Genomic DNA, 15,505 nt, shown 5'->3' with positions numbered 1-15,505 from the left:
GTCAGTGGGTGAAAAACAAGGCGTGGATTTTTTGTTGGTGGTTTTTCAGATAAATAGCGTCCTCGATCATCGATTTGAGCCGGGTAAGGCTTTGCCGAACCAGGATCAATGACAGGAGGGCGATATAGATGGGGACCGGGGTCATGTACAGAAAATCCACGACCATAAACGCAAATGTTCCAAGAAAGCCCAGGGCGGACATGGCATTGAGCAGCTTTGTGTGATGGCGCCGCACAATTGAACGGATACGGTCCTTGCGATTGAATAAAACGATGAGCAGTGCCGTGACAGCGACGATGTAGAGCAGGGTAATCGTGAACAACGCCGGGTAGATAGACAGCATTACCAGCGCCATGAGTGTCACAAAACTCGCCGCTGACAAACCGCGGGTGAATCTGCAGAAAGCCAGCACTGCCAGGGGGCGCTGGTTGTTTGAGGCGGGCGACTGGCTGCTGTGGTTCATCAACTGGTAAGCGCCTGTTCTTGAATAGCGCGAGGCAACCAGTTCCGAAGATAAATACAGGGCGTAAGACAGCACGGTCAGCACAATCAGAGCAGTAATCAGCCAGGTTTTGCTGAGCGCCTTGAACACTTGGGGCAGATCGTCGGGTATCGAATCGGAGCCCAGCAGAATAAGGATTTTGATCGGTAACAGGAAAGTCACAATCAGTAGGGCCTGGGCACAAAAGTGTGCGGTATGCGCGATGAATGTGGTGGCCGGGGCGACCTGTATGGACTTATGAGCCAATGCCATGCACCAAATGAGTGTCGAGAGCAGGGTTGACTGGAGTGTCGATTCTTTCTCTATCGTCATTGCAATCTCGTATGAGGTTGAGTTCAGCCTTGGAAATCTGCAGCGTGTCGCTTTGCATGACCACCCGCTGCCTGGCGTTCAGGGATTTTTCCCGGAACAGGCATGGGTTCAGAAACAGGCTTTCAATGGCTTCGCTCAGTTGGGTGAAACTCTCGGGCTCGGCTAGAAATCCACTGTCATCGTCGACAAATTCCGCTATTGCGCCGACCCGACTGGTGATCGGGACCAGGCCCGAGGCCATGGCCTCATCGCGCGACACACCTTGTGTGTCCATGCGGCTGGGGCACAGGAACACCCCATAGTGTTTGTGCAGTTCGGCAATGTCCGATTGCTTGAGGTAGCCCTTTTCAATCCGCACATTCGGATACTGGCGCAGGGGTGCCAACGTCTCCTCAAACAGCGGCCCGTCGCCGACCAGGCGAAACTCCAGTTCGTTGAACCAGGGCTTTTGCGCCAGCAACTGGATGGCCTTGACGCTCAGGTCATTGGCATAGGTGCGCGATGCGTAGGGACGGATCGAGAGGATTTTCTTGCGCTGCCCCAGGGGTTTTTCCTGATAGGAAAACAACCGGGTATTGATCGGGTTGTGAATGATCCGGTACTGGCGGGGGGGCAAGCGAAAGCCCAGGTCTTCCATGACCTCTTCGGCGAAGTGGTGCGATACGAATACCAGCTGCAAGTTGGCCGGCATGGGGTTGAGCAGAGTGCGCCAGAAACCCATGCGCCGCTCGCTTTCAAGCTTGCCCAGTTGCCGGCATTCTTCACTGCCATAGTTGTGCGCCCGCCGCCACCATGGCTGGATCTCGGCGCCATGGACCCAGACGATAATGGGGAGGGTAGACAAACGCAGGACGTCCCACATCTGCGGGTTGAGGGCATGTACCAGGATCGATTTGTACATCCCAGCGCCGAGCATGTTTGTCAGGGCTGACTGGGAGCCGGTCATGACATCAACGTTTTCAAACTCCTGATAGCTGACCGGCTCGTTCTGGCGCAGGCGAAACACATCCACCGCCAGCCCATGTGTCTGGTAGGCGGCCACGCGGGTGTGCACAAAACCGTTTCGGTAAAGATCGTCATAGGCCGGGTAGTGGTTGGTCAGCAGCAGATGCCCGGCCTTGGCAAGCAACGTCGAGGGTTGGCAATCACGGTGCCCCAGGACCAGCGCCCTGATCGTCGTGCTGCCGCCTCCATAAGTGCGTATAGCGAGGCGGATCCAGGCGGCTTCCGGTGGGACATCACAGGTCAGATTGCGATTGGCCGGTTGCATGACGTGGCTGATGCGTTGTTTTTGGGCATCCAGGAACAGAATCACCAACTGAATGTTCATACCCGGCGTGGCATCGAGACACAGCTTCAGGCAGGTGCTGCCGGTCAGTTGCGCAACGCTCAGTTCCTGGCGGGCATAGCAGTACTCATGCTTACCGTCGGCCAGGGAGGAACTGATATGCCAGGCATCGACATCGGCATCAAGCTGATCGCGTAGTTGGCGGTTGCCTAGCGGGGTAAACAGCTTCGCCAAGGCCCTGGCGCCGATATGTGGGGCACTGGCATTGATTACCTGCGCAGGGATGGTTTCTGCCTGACGTAGCAGCGTATCAAGGGCGATGCCGCTGTCCATCCCAGGGTCGTTCACCGCGGCGCTTACTTGCTGGGGGGGCAGGCCCGCAGCCTGTCTGCAGTAGCTGAAGGCGTCGGTCGCCAGGGCCTTGGGGTCTCGGTATTCAAGGGTCGGCAGGCTGTCGAGCCAATCGTGGGCAGTTTGCCTGGCCAGCAAAGTGGTTTTGATCAGCGCGCATCGGGCGGCGATGGCGTCGGCGCGACGGTAGTCCTGCCCGGCATTGAACAGGTGGATGCCGTGCTCGTCCACGGCGTAATGGGCCACTTTGCCGAGCACGTTGGCCTGGCTGTAGCGCGTGGCCAGGGCCAGGTCCAACAGGTAGTGAGGGCCGTAGTAGTCCTCGGCGACCATCCCGGCGACCCAGCCTGCGCCGTTGGCCAGTTCTGCCACGGTCGTGGCGTTCAACTGCCGACGGTTGATCAGCCGCAACCGTGGGTCAGTGGCGGTCGCTTCGCTGTTCACCACCACATTCATGATGATGTTGGGGTAGCGCTGGCGCTGCAGGTGGTGGGTGAGCGCCAGGAGTTCTGCCAGGTTGACCGCGTTGGCGATGATGCAAATCGTGGGCAAGGGATCGTCTTGCGGCGTGCCGGTGACTTTGGCCATGACATAGCGCAGACGATGGGCGTAGGTATGCTCCTGCATCACCTTGCGCAAGCCCGCCAGGCGCAGTTTCGCGCTGCCCTGGGGGGTGTCCGCCAGCGTCTTGAGCCGGCTGCGCATGTGTGCGCCATTGTCGGTGGTGATCACCAGGTCCCCCAGCAACAGGCGCAGGCCACGGGAGAAATTACTGACGGTCAGGGTGTTGGAACCCAGCAACTCGAAGACGCGCCGGGCAAACATGGATTGGGATTGCTTGACCGAGTTGAGATTGATGCCGTAGCGGTAGCCTTTGTAGGCCAAGGGCATTTGCTCGGCACTCAGCGATCCGACGATGTAGGGTTGATACTCGTTTGGAAACTGATGGTTGGGGTGCGGGTGGCCGAGGTTGCGATCAAAGATTTCCAATGGCGCATAGCCTGGCAATGCGCTGAGGATGTTCTCCAGGTCGTGGGTTCGAGCGGTATAGCGGACGTAGTAGGAGCCTGCAAAGCAGAACCCATCCTTGCGTTCATACAGCTCAATCGGGTTGTGTACCGCCGGCTGGCAGGCAAAGGGCAGCAGGTAGACACGCGCGTGCCCCAGTGCGCCCTTGTAGCGGTGAATGCAGTCGATATCGGTGGTGAAGACAACGTCGAATGGCTTGGCTGTGTTGAGGAAGGTTTCGTAGTGCACCGGGTCTTCTTTGTTCCAGAACACCGTGGGTATATCGCGGTCCCGGCACCATTGCACGATACCCCGCAGCTCCTCACTGTTATGCGCCACCTTGTTGCGCCACAAGTCATCCTTGCCACGCCACGCCGACTCGATAAACAGCAACTGGGGCTGGAAGGCTTCGAGCTCTGCCAGCCAATGGGCCGGGGTCAGTTGCAACAACTGGCACTCATGGCGGTAGGCATCGTAGGTAAACGTGTCCATCACGCCGGCCACTTTCAATGGCAGGGCATTGTCCTGCGCGCCTGGCAACAGGTGGCTGCGGATGTAGTCGGCCTCTGCCAGCGGGTGGGGCGGCGGTGTCGTAATCACCGGGGCGGTGAAAGGCAGTGACTGGCCCACGCGCTCAGCAATGATGGGGAGTCGGGCCAAACGATTGCGGCGAGCTTGCCGGTACAGTCTGAGCAGGATGACCGGCAGGCGCAGCAGAGCGCCTAGCGAGCGGGTGCCGGCCTTCAATTGATAGCCCAATTGATAGGTCAGGCTGGCGCGTGTCTTGATCAGTCGTTGTTCGGCCACATGGCGTTTGGCATTGGCGCTGTGCAGGCTGTCGTTGAGCGTAGCGATCTGTTCATGGGCCTGGGAGAGGGCGGCCTGCAGTTGTTGGCTGGTCGCCCGCTGTGTCTGCAGATCCTGGCGCAGTCGCTTGTGTAAGGAACGTTCCATCGTATTCATTTTTGGTACTACCTCAGGCCGTCAGCACACCGGCAGCGTCAATCACCAGGAGACCATCGCGCAGGGCGGGCATTGACATGAACTCACGATGCCTGACCAGCAGCACATGAATCTGCGCGCGCTCAAGGGCGTCGGCGGTGTCGGTCAGTGCGTGCATCGACAGGTCGGCGGGCAGCGCCTCGATGTTCGGTTCCACCAGCAGCAGCCTTACCCCCAGCTCCTGGCCCAATTGCCGGGCGATAGACAGGGCAGGGCTCTCGCGCAGGTCATCGATATCGGCCTTGAACGCCAGGCCATAGCAGGCAATCCGCACGCTGCCGGCCTGCAGGTCCTGGCGCTTGAGCAGCAGGCTGGCCAGCGCCAGCTTGACCTGTTGGATCACCCACTGCGGCTTATGCTCATTGACCTCGCGTGCGGTGCGGATCAGGCGCGCCAGTTCCGGGGTCTTGCTGACGATGAACCATGGGTCGACGGCAATGCAGTGCCCTCCGACCCCAGGCCCTGGTTGCAGTATGTTGACCCGTGGGTGACGGTTGGCCAGGCGAATCAGCTCCCAGGCGTTGATCTTCAGCTGTGCGCAAATCATCGACAGCTCGTTGGCGAAGGCGATATTCACATCGCGAAAGCTGTTTTCCGTGAGCTTGCACATCTCTGCCGTACGCGCGTCGGTCACGATGCATTGACCCTTGACGAACGTCTGGTACAGCTGTGCGGCGGCGGCGGAACAGGCCGGCGTCAGGCCGCCGATGATCCGGTCATTGCTCACCAGCTCGCGCAATACATGGCCTGGCAACACGCGCTCCGGGCAGTGGGCAATGCGGATATCGCTGGCTTCGCCGTGGGTCGCCGGGAAGGTCAGGTCAGGGCGCGCCCGGGCGAGCCACTGGGCCATGCGCTCGGTGGTGCCCACCGGGGAGGTGGATTCAAGAATTACCAGGTCGCGTTTTTTCAGCACCGGGGCCAAGGCTTCGACAGCCGCCCTGATGTAGCCCAGGTCGGGTTCGTGGTTGTTCTTGAACGGGGTGGGGACGGCGATCAGGAACGCCTGTGCAGGCTCCACCGTGGTGGTCGCCCGCAGATAGCCCTGGGTGATCACTGCGTGCACCAGCAGTTCCAGCTCGGGCTCGACAATATGCACGGCCCCGCGGTTGATGGTGTCGACGGTGTGCTGGTTGATGTCCACCCCCACCACCTGTTTTTTGCGTGAAGCAAAAATCGCCGCCGTTGGCAGGCCGATGTAGCCCAGGCCCATGACACAAATCTTCGCGACACTCATGCGGCGGCCTCGTTTTTTTGTGGGAGGTCCAGCAGTGCTGCGCAAATACGCAGGCAGGCATTCCCGTCGCCGTAAGGGTTGTGGGCGATGCTCATTTGCCGGTAAGCGGCCTCGTTCTCCAGCAACTGATTGAGGTGATGGGTAATGCAGCTGGCGTTGGTACCCACCAGCCTGACGGTGCCTGCCGCGACGGCTTCGGGGCGCTCGGTGGTATTGCGCATGACCAGCACCGGCTTGCCCAGGGCAGGCGCCTCCTCCTGGATGCCGCCCGAATCGGTGAGGATCAGGTAGGCGCGGGTCATCAGATACACGAAGGGCAGGTACTCCTGGGGGGCGATCAGGTGCACATTGTCGATCCCGGCCAGCAGGCGCTTGACTGGCTTCTGCACATTGGGATTGAGGTGTACCGGGTAAACAAAGGCCACCTCTGGAAAGTCCCGGGCGCTGTCAGCCAGGGCCCTGCAGATACGCTCCAGACCCTCGCCAAAGTTCTCGCGGCGATGCCCGGTCACCAGCACCATGCGTTGCCCCTCGGGGAGGAAGGAAAATTGTCGATCGAGCCGGGCACGCATCGGCATCAGTTTCTCGACCACGTTGAGCAGGGCATCGATCACGGTATTGCCCGTGACATGGATGCTTTCCGGGCTCACGCCTTCATTGAGCAGGTTTTGCCGGGAAGTGAGGGTGGGTGCAAAGTGCAGCGTCGCCAGGCTGCCGGTCAGGCGCCGATTGCCTTCCTCTGGCCAGGGCGAATACAGGTCGTTGGTGCGCAGCCCGGCCTCGATGTGGGCAATCGGAATCTGCCGGTAGTAGGCCGCCAGGCTGGCGGCGAAGGTGGTGGCGGTGTCGCCGTGGACCAGGATCACATCCGGCCTGAAGTCGTCCAGCACCGCCTGCAACCCCTGGATAATGGCGGTGGTGACATCCGTCAGGTTCTGGCCGGCTTTCATGATGTTCAAGTCGTAGTCAGGTACCAGTTCAAACAGCTCAAGCACTTGGTCCAGCATTTCACGGTGCTGCGCGGTGACACAGATTTTCGAGTCGAAATGGCTGTCGGTGGCCAATTGGATCGCCAGCGGCGCCATTTTTATGGCTTCTGGGCGGGTACCGAAGATGGACAAGGTCTTGAGAGGCATGGGCGTAGGTTCTTATTGGATGCCTGGTGCAGCGGCGTGGGTTCCCTCAACACAGTTCCAGCAAGTCAAACCTGTGCTGGGTGGGTGAGTACGAAATCTCCTAGGCATTCTTGCCGAACAGGGTCAGGGGCGACCACTGACTGTTCGGCTAGGTTTATCGAACGCTGAACAGACAAAAGCCGCCCGAAGGCGGCTTTTATATTCAGTGAACAGGGACCGGCTCAGCCCGCCAGCATCGGGTAGGTAAACAGCCCGAAATGCAGCAGATTCAAGCCAAAGTGCGTAGCGATCGCCGCGCCCAGGCCGCCGAAGCGGTACGCCAGGCCATAACCCGCGCCGGCAATACTGGCCAGCAGCACCCACTGCCAGCCCGCGCCCACATGCACCAGGCCAAACAACAGCGAGGCCAGCAGCAAGGCGAGGTTTTCGCCGTAGGGCAGTTGCTTGAAGCGCCGGCTCAGGCCGCCCTGGATGTAACCGCGAAACAACGCCTCCTCGACCAGGGTCACCAGCAGTAGGTTGTTCAGCACCCAAAGCCAGGCCTGGTCCGGCCATTTGGGAGCCCAACTGATGATACCCAGCAACACCGCACCGCCGAGGGCTGCAATGGCGGTCAGGGCCGTGGCCAGTGCCGTGGCGTAGATCGACAGGCGCAACGAGCGGCGGGCGACAATCCATGGGCAGGCCAGCAGCAGCCAGAAACCGATCAATGGCTTGTCCTGGTTCAGGTACATCGAGAAGGGTACGGCATCGGCGGTGAAGCGTTGTGGGGCAATCCCGCGACCGTTGTAGAAGCCCGGCAGCCAGTGCATCGCCAGGCCAAGGGCCAGCACGATAAACAATCCGTGGCCGAGGTAGCGCGCCCACGGGTTGCGTTGCTGGCGCACGGCATAACCGGCGACCAGCAGCAAGCCGATCGAGACCGCCGCCAGCAGTCCCAGTTGTCCGTAGGCCAGGGCCAGTGCATAGCCAATGGAAAGAAGTGCCAGGTACAGCCAGGGTAAAGCGGGCATTGAAAATCCTTGTGACGTTAAAAATGACGCATCGCTTCTGCAGGAGCCGGCTTGCCGGCGATCGCGGTGTGTCAGACAGGGCGCTATCGCCGGCAAGCCGGCTCCTACAAGGGGGGCATTATAACGGCGGTGCCTGGCGGCAAAAATGAAAACACCGCCCGAAGGCGGTGTTTTGTCTGGCTTGGTGCGTTACGAAGCAATCAACTGGCGCAGCACGTAATGCAGGATCCCGCCCGCCTTGAAGTATTCAACTTCATTGAGGGTGTCGATCCGGCACAGCACCTCGACCTTCTCGCTGCGACCATCTTCGCGGGTAATCACCAGCGTCAGGTTCATGCGGGGCTCGATCTCGGCGCCGGTCAGGCCAAGAATGTCGATCTTCTCCTTGCCGGTCAGTTGCAGCGCCTTGCGGTTCTGATCCAGCTTGAACTGCAACGGCAGTACGCCCATACCCACCAGGTTGGAGCGGTGGATGCGCTCAAAACTCTCAGCGATCACCGCCTTGACCCCCAGCAGGTTGGTGCCCTTGGCGGCCCAGTCGCGGCTGGAACCGGTGCCGTACTCCTGGCCGGCAACCACCACCAGCGGCGTGCCGGACGCCTGGTATTTCATGGCGGCGTCGTAGATCGGCATCTTCTCGCCGGTGGGAATGTAGAGGGTGTTGCCTCCTTCTTCGCCGCCGAGCATCTCGTTACGGATCCGGATGTTGGCGAAGGTGCCGCGCATCATCACTTCATGGTTGCCACGGCGCGAGCCGTAGGAGTTGAAGTCCCGCGGCTCCACGCCCTGTTCGCGCAGGTAGTGGCCGGCAGGGCTGTCGACCTTGATATTGCCGGCAGGGGAGATGTGGTCGGTGGTCACCGAGTCGCCAAGCAGGGCCAGGATATTGGCGCCCTGTACATCCTTGATCACCGGCAGCGGCCCGGCGATGTCGTCGAAGAACGGCGGGTGCTGGATATAGGTGGAGTCTGCCTGCCACACATAGGTGGCAGCCTGTGGCACTTCAATGGCTTGCCATTGCTCGTCACCGGCAAACACTTCGGCGTATTCCTTGTGGAACATGCTGGTGCTGACTTGTGCCACGGCGTCGGCGATTTCCTGGCTGCTGGGCCAGATATCGCGCAGGTACACCGGCGCACCATCCTTGCCGGTGCCCAGGGGCTCGCTGCTGATATCGATACGCACGGTCCCGGCCAGGGCATAAGCCACTACCAGTGGCGGCGAGGCCAGCCAGTTGGTTTTCACCAGGGGATGCACACGGCCTTCAAAGTTACGGTTGCCGGACAGCACCGACGCCACGGTCAGGTCGGCTTTCTGGATGGCTTTCTCGATAGGCTCCGGCAGTGGTCCGGAGTTACCGATGCAGGTGGTGCAACCGTAGCCCACCAGGTCGAAGCCCAGTTGATCGAGGTAGGGCGTCAGGCCGGCAGCCTTGTAGTAGTCGGTGACCACCTTGGAGCCTGGCGCCAGGGAGCTTTTTACCCAAGGCTTGCGGGCCAGGCCCTTTTCCACGGCTTTTTTCGCGACCAGGCCGGCGGCCATCATCACGCTCGGGTTGGAGGTGTTGGTGCACGAGGTAATCGCCGCAATCACCACCGCGCCGTTTTTCAGGCGATGGGTCTGGCCTTCGAAGTCGTAGTCCGCTTCACCCACCAGGTCGGCGTTACCCACGGCGACACCGCCGCCGCCTTCACTTTCCAGGCGACCGACTTCCTTGCTCGCAGGTTTGAACTGCAAGTCCAGGAAGTCACTGAACGCCTGGCTCACATTGGGCAGCGAGACTCGGTCCTGCGGGCGTTTCGGCCCGGCCAGGCTGGCTTCCACGCTGCCCATGTCGAGGGCCAGGCTGTCGGTGAACACCGGTTCTTCACCGGCCTTGCGCCACAGGCCCTGGGCCTTGGTATAGGCCTCGACCAGCTTGACGGTGGCCGCAGGCCGGCCCGACAGGCGCAAGTAGTCCAGCGTCACTTCATCCACCGGGAAGAAGCCACAGGTAGCGCCGTATTCCGGTGCCATGTTGGCAATGGTGGCGCGGTCGGCCAGGGGCAGATCGGCCAGGCCGTCACCATAGAATTCGACGAATTTGCCCACCACGCCTTTTTTACGCAGCATCTGCGTGACCGTCAGCACCAGGTCAGTGGCGGTGATGCCTTCTTTCAATTTACCGGTGAGCTTGAAGCCGATCACTTCCGGGATCAGCATCGAGACCGGCTGGCCAAGCATCGCCGCTTCCGCCTCGATACCGCCCACGCCCCAGCCCAAAACGCCGAGGCCGTTGATCATGGTGGTGTGGGAGTCGGTGCCCACCAGGGTGTCGGGGAAGGCATAGGTGCGGCCATCTTCATCCTTGGTCCACACCGTGCGGCCCAGGTATTCCAGGTTGACCTGGTGACAGATGCCGGTACCCGGCGGCACTACGCTGAAATTATCAAAGGCGCTCTGGCCCCAGCGCAGGAACGCATAACGCTCACCGTTGCGCTGCATTTCAATATCGACGTTTTGCTCGAAGGCGTCGGCATTGCCGAACTTGTCGACCATCACCGAATGGTCAATCACCAGGTCCACCGGCGACAGCGGGTTGATGCGCTGCGGATCGCCACCGGCCTTGGCCACGGCGGCGCGCATGGCGGCCAGGTCGACCACGGCGGGCACGCCGGTGAAGTCCTGCATCAGTACCCGCGCCGGGCGGTACTGGATCTCGCGGTCGGAGCGGCGCTCCTTGAGCCAGGCGGCAAGCGCCTTGAGATCGGCGCCGGTCACGGTTTTTTCGTCCTCCCAGCGCAGCAGGTTTTCCAGCAGCACCTTGAGGGACATCGGCAATTTGTCCAGGTCACCGAGGCTCTTGGCGGCTTCGGGCAAGCTGAAGTAGTGGTAGGTTTTGCTGTCGACTTGCAGGGTCTTAAGGGTTCTCAGGCTATCAACGGATGACATTACATGACTCCTTATGGTCCGCACGGCTACGGACCTGACGGGACGAACAGAGCTTATAAACTAGCCTTGTTTTCAGTAGCAGGCTAATAACTGGACTCTATGGACAAGTCCAAGGTTCCGAACTCAGCTATCATGCGCGCGTTTTCATGACAGGCATTGCGATAGAGCAAGCCAGTTGCCAGGAGATTCAATGAACACCCTTTTTATGCATTGCCGCCCGGGTTTTGAAGGCGAAGTCTGTTCCGAGATCGCGGAACACGCTGCGCGCCTGAACGTTTCCGGCTATGCCAAGGCCAAGACCGGCAGCGCCTGCGCCGAATTTGTCTGCACCGAGGAAGACGGCGCCCAGCGCCTGATGCGCGGCCAACGCTTTGCCGAGCTGATCTTCCCGAGGCAGTGGGCACGTGGGGTTTTCATCGATTTGCCGGAAACCGACCGCATCAGCGTGATCCTCGCGCACCTGCGGGACTTCCCGGTATGCGGCAGCCTATGGCTGGAAATGGTCGATACCAATGACGGCAAGGAACTGTCGAACTTCTGCAAGAAATTCGAAGTGCACCTGCGCAAGGCCCTGCTGGCCGCCGGCAAACTGGTCGACGACCCGAGCAAGCCGCGCCTGTTGCTGACGTTCAAGAGCGGCCGTGAAGTGTTCATGGGCCTGGCCGAATCAAACAACTCGGCCATGTGGCCGATGGGCATCCCGCGCCTGAAATTCCCCCGGGACGCGCCAAGCCGCTCGACCTTGAAGCTGGAAGAAGCCTGGCACCACTTTATCCCCCGGGACCAGTGGGACGAGCGCCTGCACGGCGACATGACCGGCGTAGACCTCGGCGCAGCGCCGGGCGGCTGGACCTGGCAACTGGTCAACCGTGGCATGCTGGTGACAGCGATCGATAACGGGCCGATGGCCGAAAGCCTGATGGACACCGGCCTGGTGCAACACTTGATGGCTGATGGGTTTACCTTCACCCCCAAGCAGCCGGTGGACTGGATGGTCTGCGATATCGTCGAGAAACCGGCACGTAACGCAGCCTTGCTGGAAACCTGGATCGGCGAAGGCCATTGCCGCGAAGCGGTGGTCAACCTCAAGTTGCCGATGAAACAGCGCTACGCCGAAGTCAAGCGCCTGTTGGAGCGCATTGAGGAAGGCTTCAAGGCGCGGGGTATCCGGGTAGAGATCGGTTGCAAGCAGCTGTACCACGACCGTGAGGAAGTGACCTGCCACCTGCGTCGCCTGGACGTAAAGAAACCCAAGGTCCGATAAGCACACGCCCTGTAGGAATCGGCTTGCCGGCGATTGCGTCTGCAAGATCGCCATCGCCGGCAAGCCGGTTCCTGCAGTGACGCTATCGGCCTGTTTAGGAGTGAACGATGAGCGAAACTTTTGACCCCGCCGTTGATGGCACCCTCGATGCCACCGGCCTCAACTGCCCGGAACCGGTAATGATGCTGCACCAGCACATCCGCGACCTGGCGCCGGGCGGCCTGCTCAAGGTGATCGCGACCGATCCCTCGACCCGCCGCGATATCCCCAAATTTTGTGTGTTTCTGGACCATGAATTGGTGGCACAGCGTGAAGAGGCCGGTACTTACTTGTACTGGATCCGCAAGAAGCTCGCTTAAACCGCCGTGCGGATGCGCTTGCGCGCACTGCGTGCCAGGCGCACCACCAGCATTGCTGCTGCGCAACTGAGGCCGACGATCAGCCCCTGCCACAAGCCGCTCGGGCCGTTGGCCTGGCCCAGCCAGTCGGTCAGCCCCAGCAGGTAGCCCACCGGCAAGCCCACCCCCCAATAGGCAAACAAGGTCAGGATCATGGTCACGCGGGTGTCCTGATAACCGCGCAGGGCGCCGGCGGCTGTCACCTGGATCGCATCGGAGAACTGGAACAGCGCCGCAAATACAATCAGCATCGCCGCCACCTGGACCACCAACGGGTCGGCCGTGTAGATCGTGGCGATCTGTTCGCGGAACACCAGCATCAGGCTGCACGACAGGCAGGCATAGGCCAGTGCGGTGCCCATTCCCACGCCTGCGGCAAAGCGTGCTTCACGGGGTTCGCCACGCCCCAGGGCCTGGCCGACCCGCACGGTCACGGCCATGCTCAGGGAATAGGGGATCATGAACACCAGGGAGCTGAAGTTCAGGGCGATCTGGTGCCCGGCCACCACCGTCGCGCCAAGGCTGCCGATCAGCAGGGCGATCACCGCAAAGATGCTCGACTCGGCAAAAATCGCGATGCCAATCGGCAGGCCGATGCCCAGGATGCGCTTGATCACTGACCACTGGGGCCAATCGAAGCGCTTGAACAGCTCGCTGGCCTGATAGACCGGCGCCCAGCGGGTCCAGCCGGCGAAGCCCAGCATCATCGCCCACATCACAATCCCGGTGGCCCAGCCGCAGCCCACGCCGCCCATGGCCGGTACACCGAAATGACCATAGATGAACACGTAGTTCAGCGGGATATTCAGCGCCAGCCCGCCCAGGCCGAGGATCATGCTCGGCCGTGTGCGGCCCAGGCCGTCACTGAAACAGCGCAGCACGTAATACAACGCCACCGCCGGCATGCCCGCCGCGATGCCGTGCAAGTAGCCCATGCAGGGGGCGATCAGCTCGGGATCGACGTTCATCGCATGCAGGATCGGTTCGGCGCTGATCAACAGCAATGACGCGGTACACCCCACCACCAGTGCCAGCCACAACGCCTGGCGCACCAGCGGGCCGATCTCGGTATGGCTGCCGGCGCCGAAGCGCTGGGCGACTTTGGGGGTGGTGGCCAGCAAGGTGCCGGTCATCAACAGATACACCGGGATCCAGATGGAATTACCCAGGGCCACGGCCGCCAGGTCCCGCGAACTGACGCGCCCGGCCATCACCGCATCGACAAAACCCATGGCGGTGGTTGCCAGTTGCCCGATCATGATCGGCAGGGCCAGCGCCAGCAGGCTGTGGACTTCCCGGCGAACGCGGGCAGGGCGGGAGAGGGGCAGAGTGGCAGTGTTCACGTGCAGATGTCCGATAAGGGGGGAGCGCAGGACGGCGCATTCTACGCCTTGACGGACAGGTCAGGAAAATACCTGTGTAGCGGATTTGTAAACGCTCCAGCGGCCGGTGCCTGTACACTGCTGGTCCGCCAAAGGAGCCTGCCATGCTGATTGTTGCCGACGAAAATATCCCGCTGCTCGATGCGTTCTTTGCAGGTTTTGGCGAGATCCGCCGAGTGCCGGGCCGCGCTATCGACCGCGCCGCGATTGAACAGGCCGATGTGCTGCTGGTGCGCTCGGTGACCAACGTCAACCGTGCGCTGCTGGAAGGCACGCCGGTACGGTTTGTCGGCACCTGCACCATTGGTACCGATCACCTGGACCTCGACTACTTTCAAAAGGCCGGCATCCAATGGTCCAGCGCGCCGGGCTGCAACGCCCGGGGTGTGGTGGACTATGTGCTGGGCAGCCTGCTGACCCTGGCTGAAATCGAGGGTGCGGACCTGACCCAGCGGACCTACGGCATTGTCGGTGCCGGTGAAGTGGGGGGGCGCCTGGTCAAGGTGCTCAAGGGCCTGGGTTGGAAGGTGCTGGTCTGCGACCCGCCACGCCAGATCGCCGAAGACGGCGACTACGTCAGCCTGGAACAGGTCATCGAGCAGTGCGATGTGATCAGCCTGCACACCCCGCTAAAAAAATCCGGCGATGGTTCAACCTGGCACTTGCTGGATCGCCAGCGCCTGGAGCAACTCAAGCCCGGTGCCTGGCTGATCAACGCCAGCCGCGGCCCGGTGGTGGATAACACGGCGCTGCGTGAAGTGTTGCTGGCGCGCGAAGACCTGCAGGCGGTGCTGGACGTGTGGGAAGGCGAGCCCGAGGTGGATGTCGAGTTGGCCGAGTTATGCGTGCTGGCGACCCCGCATATCGCCGGCTACAGCCTGGACGGCAAGCAGCGCGGCACGGCGCAGATCTACCAGGCGCTGTGCACGCACCTGGCTTGGCCGGCGGACATTCAGTTGAGTGACTTGCTGCCCGAGCCTTGGCTGGCCGAGGTCAGCCTCAATGCCAGCACCGATCCGGCCTGGGCCCTGGCGACGCTGTGCCGCAGTGTCTACGACCCCCGCCGTGATGATGCGGATTTTCGCCGCAGCCTTGTGGGCACCGTGCAAGAACAGCGCAAGGCGTTCGACCTGCTGCGCAAGCACTATCCGGATCGCCGCGAGATTGACGGCTTGAAAGTGCGGATCAATGGGGAGTCTGCGGCGTTACAAGCTATCGTCACTGCCTTGGGCGCAAACCTTTCCTGACTGACACACCACTTGTGGGAGCCGGCTTGCCGGCGATAGCGGTCTTGAATGTAGCGTTGTCGGTCCTGACGCTATCGCCAGCAAGCCGGCTCCTACAAGAGTGAAGGCGTAAAAAACCCGGCCACCAGGGCCGGGTCTGAAAGAGCTGGGGCGTATCAGCCTTGCTGGGCAGGCTTGACCAGTTTCTGCTCCAGTTCGGCGCAGGCGCCCTGGATCATCTCTTCGGTAATCTGCACTTCGCGGCCTTGGGCATCGATGTACGAGCAAGGCAACTGCTGTGGCTGGCGGATTACTTCAATTCTGTCAGTGCTGCTGGTTTGCAAGGACATGGCCTGTCTCCTCATCAGGTTGTGTACCTACTCTAATTCCCCCACGTGACCGAGCTGTTACAACTCCATCGCCCGTTGGTGGATCGAATGCCCAGTCCAGCAGAA

General features: G+C 61.2%; 11 protein-coding genes. 3 read left to right on the top strand and 8 right to left on the bottom strand.

The window, feature by feature from the left end; all coding sequences use genetic code 11:
* Window position 1: 1 nt before the first annotated feature.
* The 6 genes from HZ99_RS08010 to acnA all read right to left on the bottom strand — a co-directional run bounded on the left by HZ99_RS08010 (window position 2) and on the right by acnA (window position 10,780).
* On the bottom strand, window positions 2–748 hold the full coding sequence (locus HZ99_RS08010) for a hypothetical protein (protein ID WP_144243163.1): 747 nt from the start codon (window positions 746–748) through the stop codon (window positions 2–4).
* A complete protein-coding gene (locus HZ99_RS08005) occupies window positions 738–4,415 on the bottom strand; it encodes a glycosyltransferase family protein (RefSeq protein ID WP_051903123.1) in 3,678 nt (1,225 codons plus the stop codon). Before HZ99_RS08005 ends, HZ99_RS08010 begins: the two co-directional genes overlap by 11 nt.
* A 22-nt stretch (window positions 4,416–4,437) precedes the next feature.
* A complete protein-coding gene (gene wecC, locus HZ99_RS08000) occupies window positions 4,438–5,700 on the bottom strand; it encodes a UDP-N-acetyl-D-mannosamine dehydrogenase (protein WP_038442226.1) in 1,263 nt (420 codons plus the stop codon).
* A complete protein-coding gene (gene wecB / locus HZ99_RS07995) occupies window positions 5,697–6,836 on the bottom strand; it encodes a non-hydrolyzing UDP-N-acetylglucosamine 2-epimerase (protein ID WP_038442224.1) in 1,140 nt (379 codons plus the stop codon). Before wecB ends, wecC begins: the two co-directional genes overlap by 4 nt.
* Before the next feature lie 221 nt (window positions 6,837–7,057).
* Window positions 7,058–7,849, bottom strand: coding sequence for a CPBP family intramembrane glutamic endopeptidase (locus HZ99_RS07990; protein ID WP_038442222.1), 792 nt, complete (start codon window positions 7,847–7,849; stop codon window positions 7,058–7,060).
* A gap of 189 nt (window positions 7,850–8,038) precedes the next feature.
* Window positions 8,039–10,780, bottom strand: a complete 2,742-nt coding sequence (gene acnA, locus HZ99_RS07985) for an aconitate hydratase AcnA (protein ID WP_038442220.1) — start codon at window positions 10,778–10,780, stop codon at window positions 8,039–8,041.
* 190 nt (window positions 10,781–10,970) lie between these two features.
* On the opposite strand from acnA, the gene rlmM reads away from it, so the two are divergent.
* Both rlmM and tusA read left to right on the top strand, forming a co-directional pair.
* Window positions 10,971–12,044, top strand: a complete 1,074-nt coding sequence (gene rlmM, locus HZ99_RS07980; protein ID WP_038442212.1) for a 23S rRNA (cytidine(2498)-2'-O)-methyltransferase RlmM — start codon at window positions 10,971–10,973, stop codon at window positions 12,042–12,044.
* A gap of 107 nt (window positions 12,045–12,151) precedes the next feature.
* On the top strand, window positions 12,152–12,403 hold the full coding sequence (gene tusA / locus HZ99_RS07975; RefSeq protein ID WP_038442210.1) for a sulfurtransferase TusA: 252 nt from the start codon (window positions 12,152–12,154) through the stop codon (window positions 12,401–12,403).
* Here the strand turns inward: tusA and HZ99_RS07970 are convergent.
* Window positions 12,400–13,785 carry an MATE family efflux transporter gene (locus tag HZ99_RS07970; protein ID WP_038442208.1) on the bottom strand — a complete coding sequence of 462 codons (1,386 nt, stop codon included), beginning with the start codon at window positions 13,783–13,785 and terminating at the stop codon, window positions 12,400–12,402. The two genes, tusA and HZ99_RS07970, sit on opposite strands and share 4 nt — an antisense overlap.
* A 143-nt stretch (window positions 13,786–13,928) precedes the next feature.
* On the opposite strand from HZ99_RS07970, the gene pdxB reads away from it, so the two are divergent.
* Window positions 13,929–15,071 (top strand): 4-phosphoerythronate dehydrogenase PdxB, encoded by a 1,143-nt coding sequence (pdxB, locus tag HZ99_RS07965; RefSeq protein WP_038442206.1) that lies wholly within the window; start codon window positions 13,929–13,931, stop codon window positions 15,069–15,071.
* Between the two features lie 155 nt (window positions 15,072–15,226).
* On the opposite strand, the gene HZ99_RS28980 is transcribed toward pdxB, so the two are convergent.
* The gene (locus HZ99_RS28980; RefSeq protein WP_038442204.1) at window positions 15,227–15,400 is read right to left on the bottom strand and encodes a PA1571 family protein; all 174 of its coding nucleotides are present in this window, start codon (window positions 15,398–15,400) and stop codon (window positions 15,227–15,229) included.
* Window positions 15,401–15,505 lie beyond the last annotated feature (105 nt).

The sequence above is a fragment of the Pseudomonas fluorescens genome (assembly GCF_000730425.1).
In the GTDB taxonomy this organism is placed as follows: domain Bacteria; phylum Pseudomonadota; class Gammaproteobacteria; order Pseudomonadales; family Pseudomonadaceae; genus Aquipseudomonas; species Aquipseudomonas fluorescens_X.
This window is presented reverse-complemented; position numbering and strand designations above follow the sequence as displayed.

What these genes read in the sequence shown, in the direction of transcription:
- acnA (WP_038442220.1), bottom strand. Translation starts at nt 10,780, where the DNA reads ATGTCATCCGTTGATAGCCTGAGAACCCTTAAGACCCTGCAAGTCGAC.
- HZ99_RS28980 (WP_038442204.1), bottom strand. Translation starts at nt 15,400, where the DNA reads ATGTCCTTGCAAACCAGCAGCACTGACAGAATTGAAGTAATCCGCCAG.
- tusA (WP_038442210.1), top strand. Translation starts at nt 12,152, where the DNA reads ATGAGCGAAACTTTTGACCCCGCCGTTGATGGCACCCTCGATGCCACC.
- HZ99_RS07990 (WP_038442222.1), bottom strand. Translation starts at nt 7,849, where the DNA reads ATGCCCGCTTTACCCTGGCTGTACCTGGCACTTCTTTCCATTGGCTAT.
- rlmM (WP_038442212.1), top strand. Translation starts at nt 10,971, where the DNA reads ATGAACACCCTTTTTATGCATTGCCGCCCGGGTTTTGAAGGCGAAGTC.
- wecC (WP_038442226.1), bottom strand. Translation starts at nt 5,700, where the DNA reads ATGAGTGTCGCGAAGATTTGTGTCATGGGCCTGGGCTACATCGGCCTG.
- pdxB (WP_038442206.1), top strand. Translation starts at nt 13,929, where the DNA reads ATGCTGATTGTTGCCGACGAAAATATCCCGCTGCTCGATGCGTTCTTT.
- HZ99_RS08005 (WP_051903123.1), bottom strand. Translation starts at nt 4,415, where the DNA reads ATGGAACGTTCCTTACACAAGCGACTGCGCCAGGATCTGCAGACACAG.
- wecB (WP_038442224.1), bottom strand. Translation starts at nt 6,836, where the DNA reads ATGCCTCTCAAGACCTTGTCCATCTTCGGTACCCGCCCAGAAGCCATA.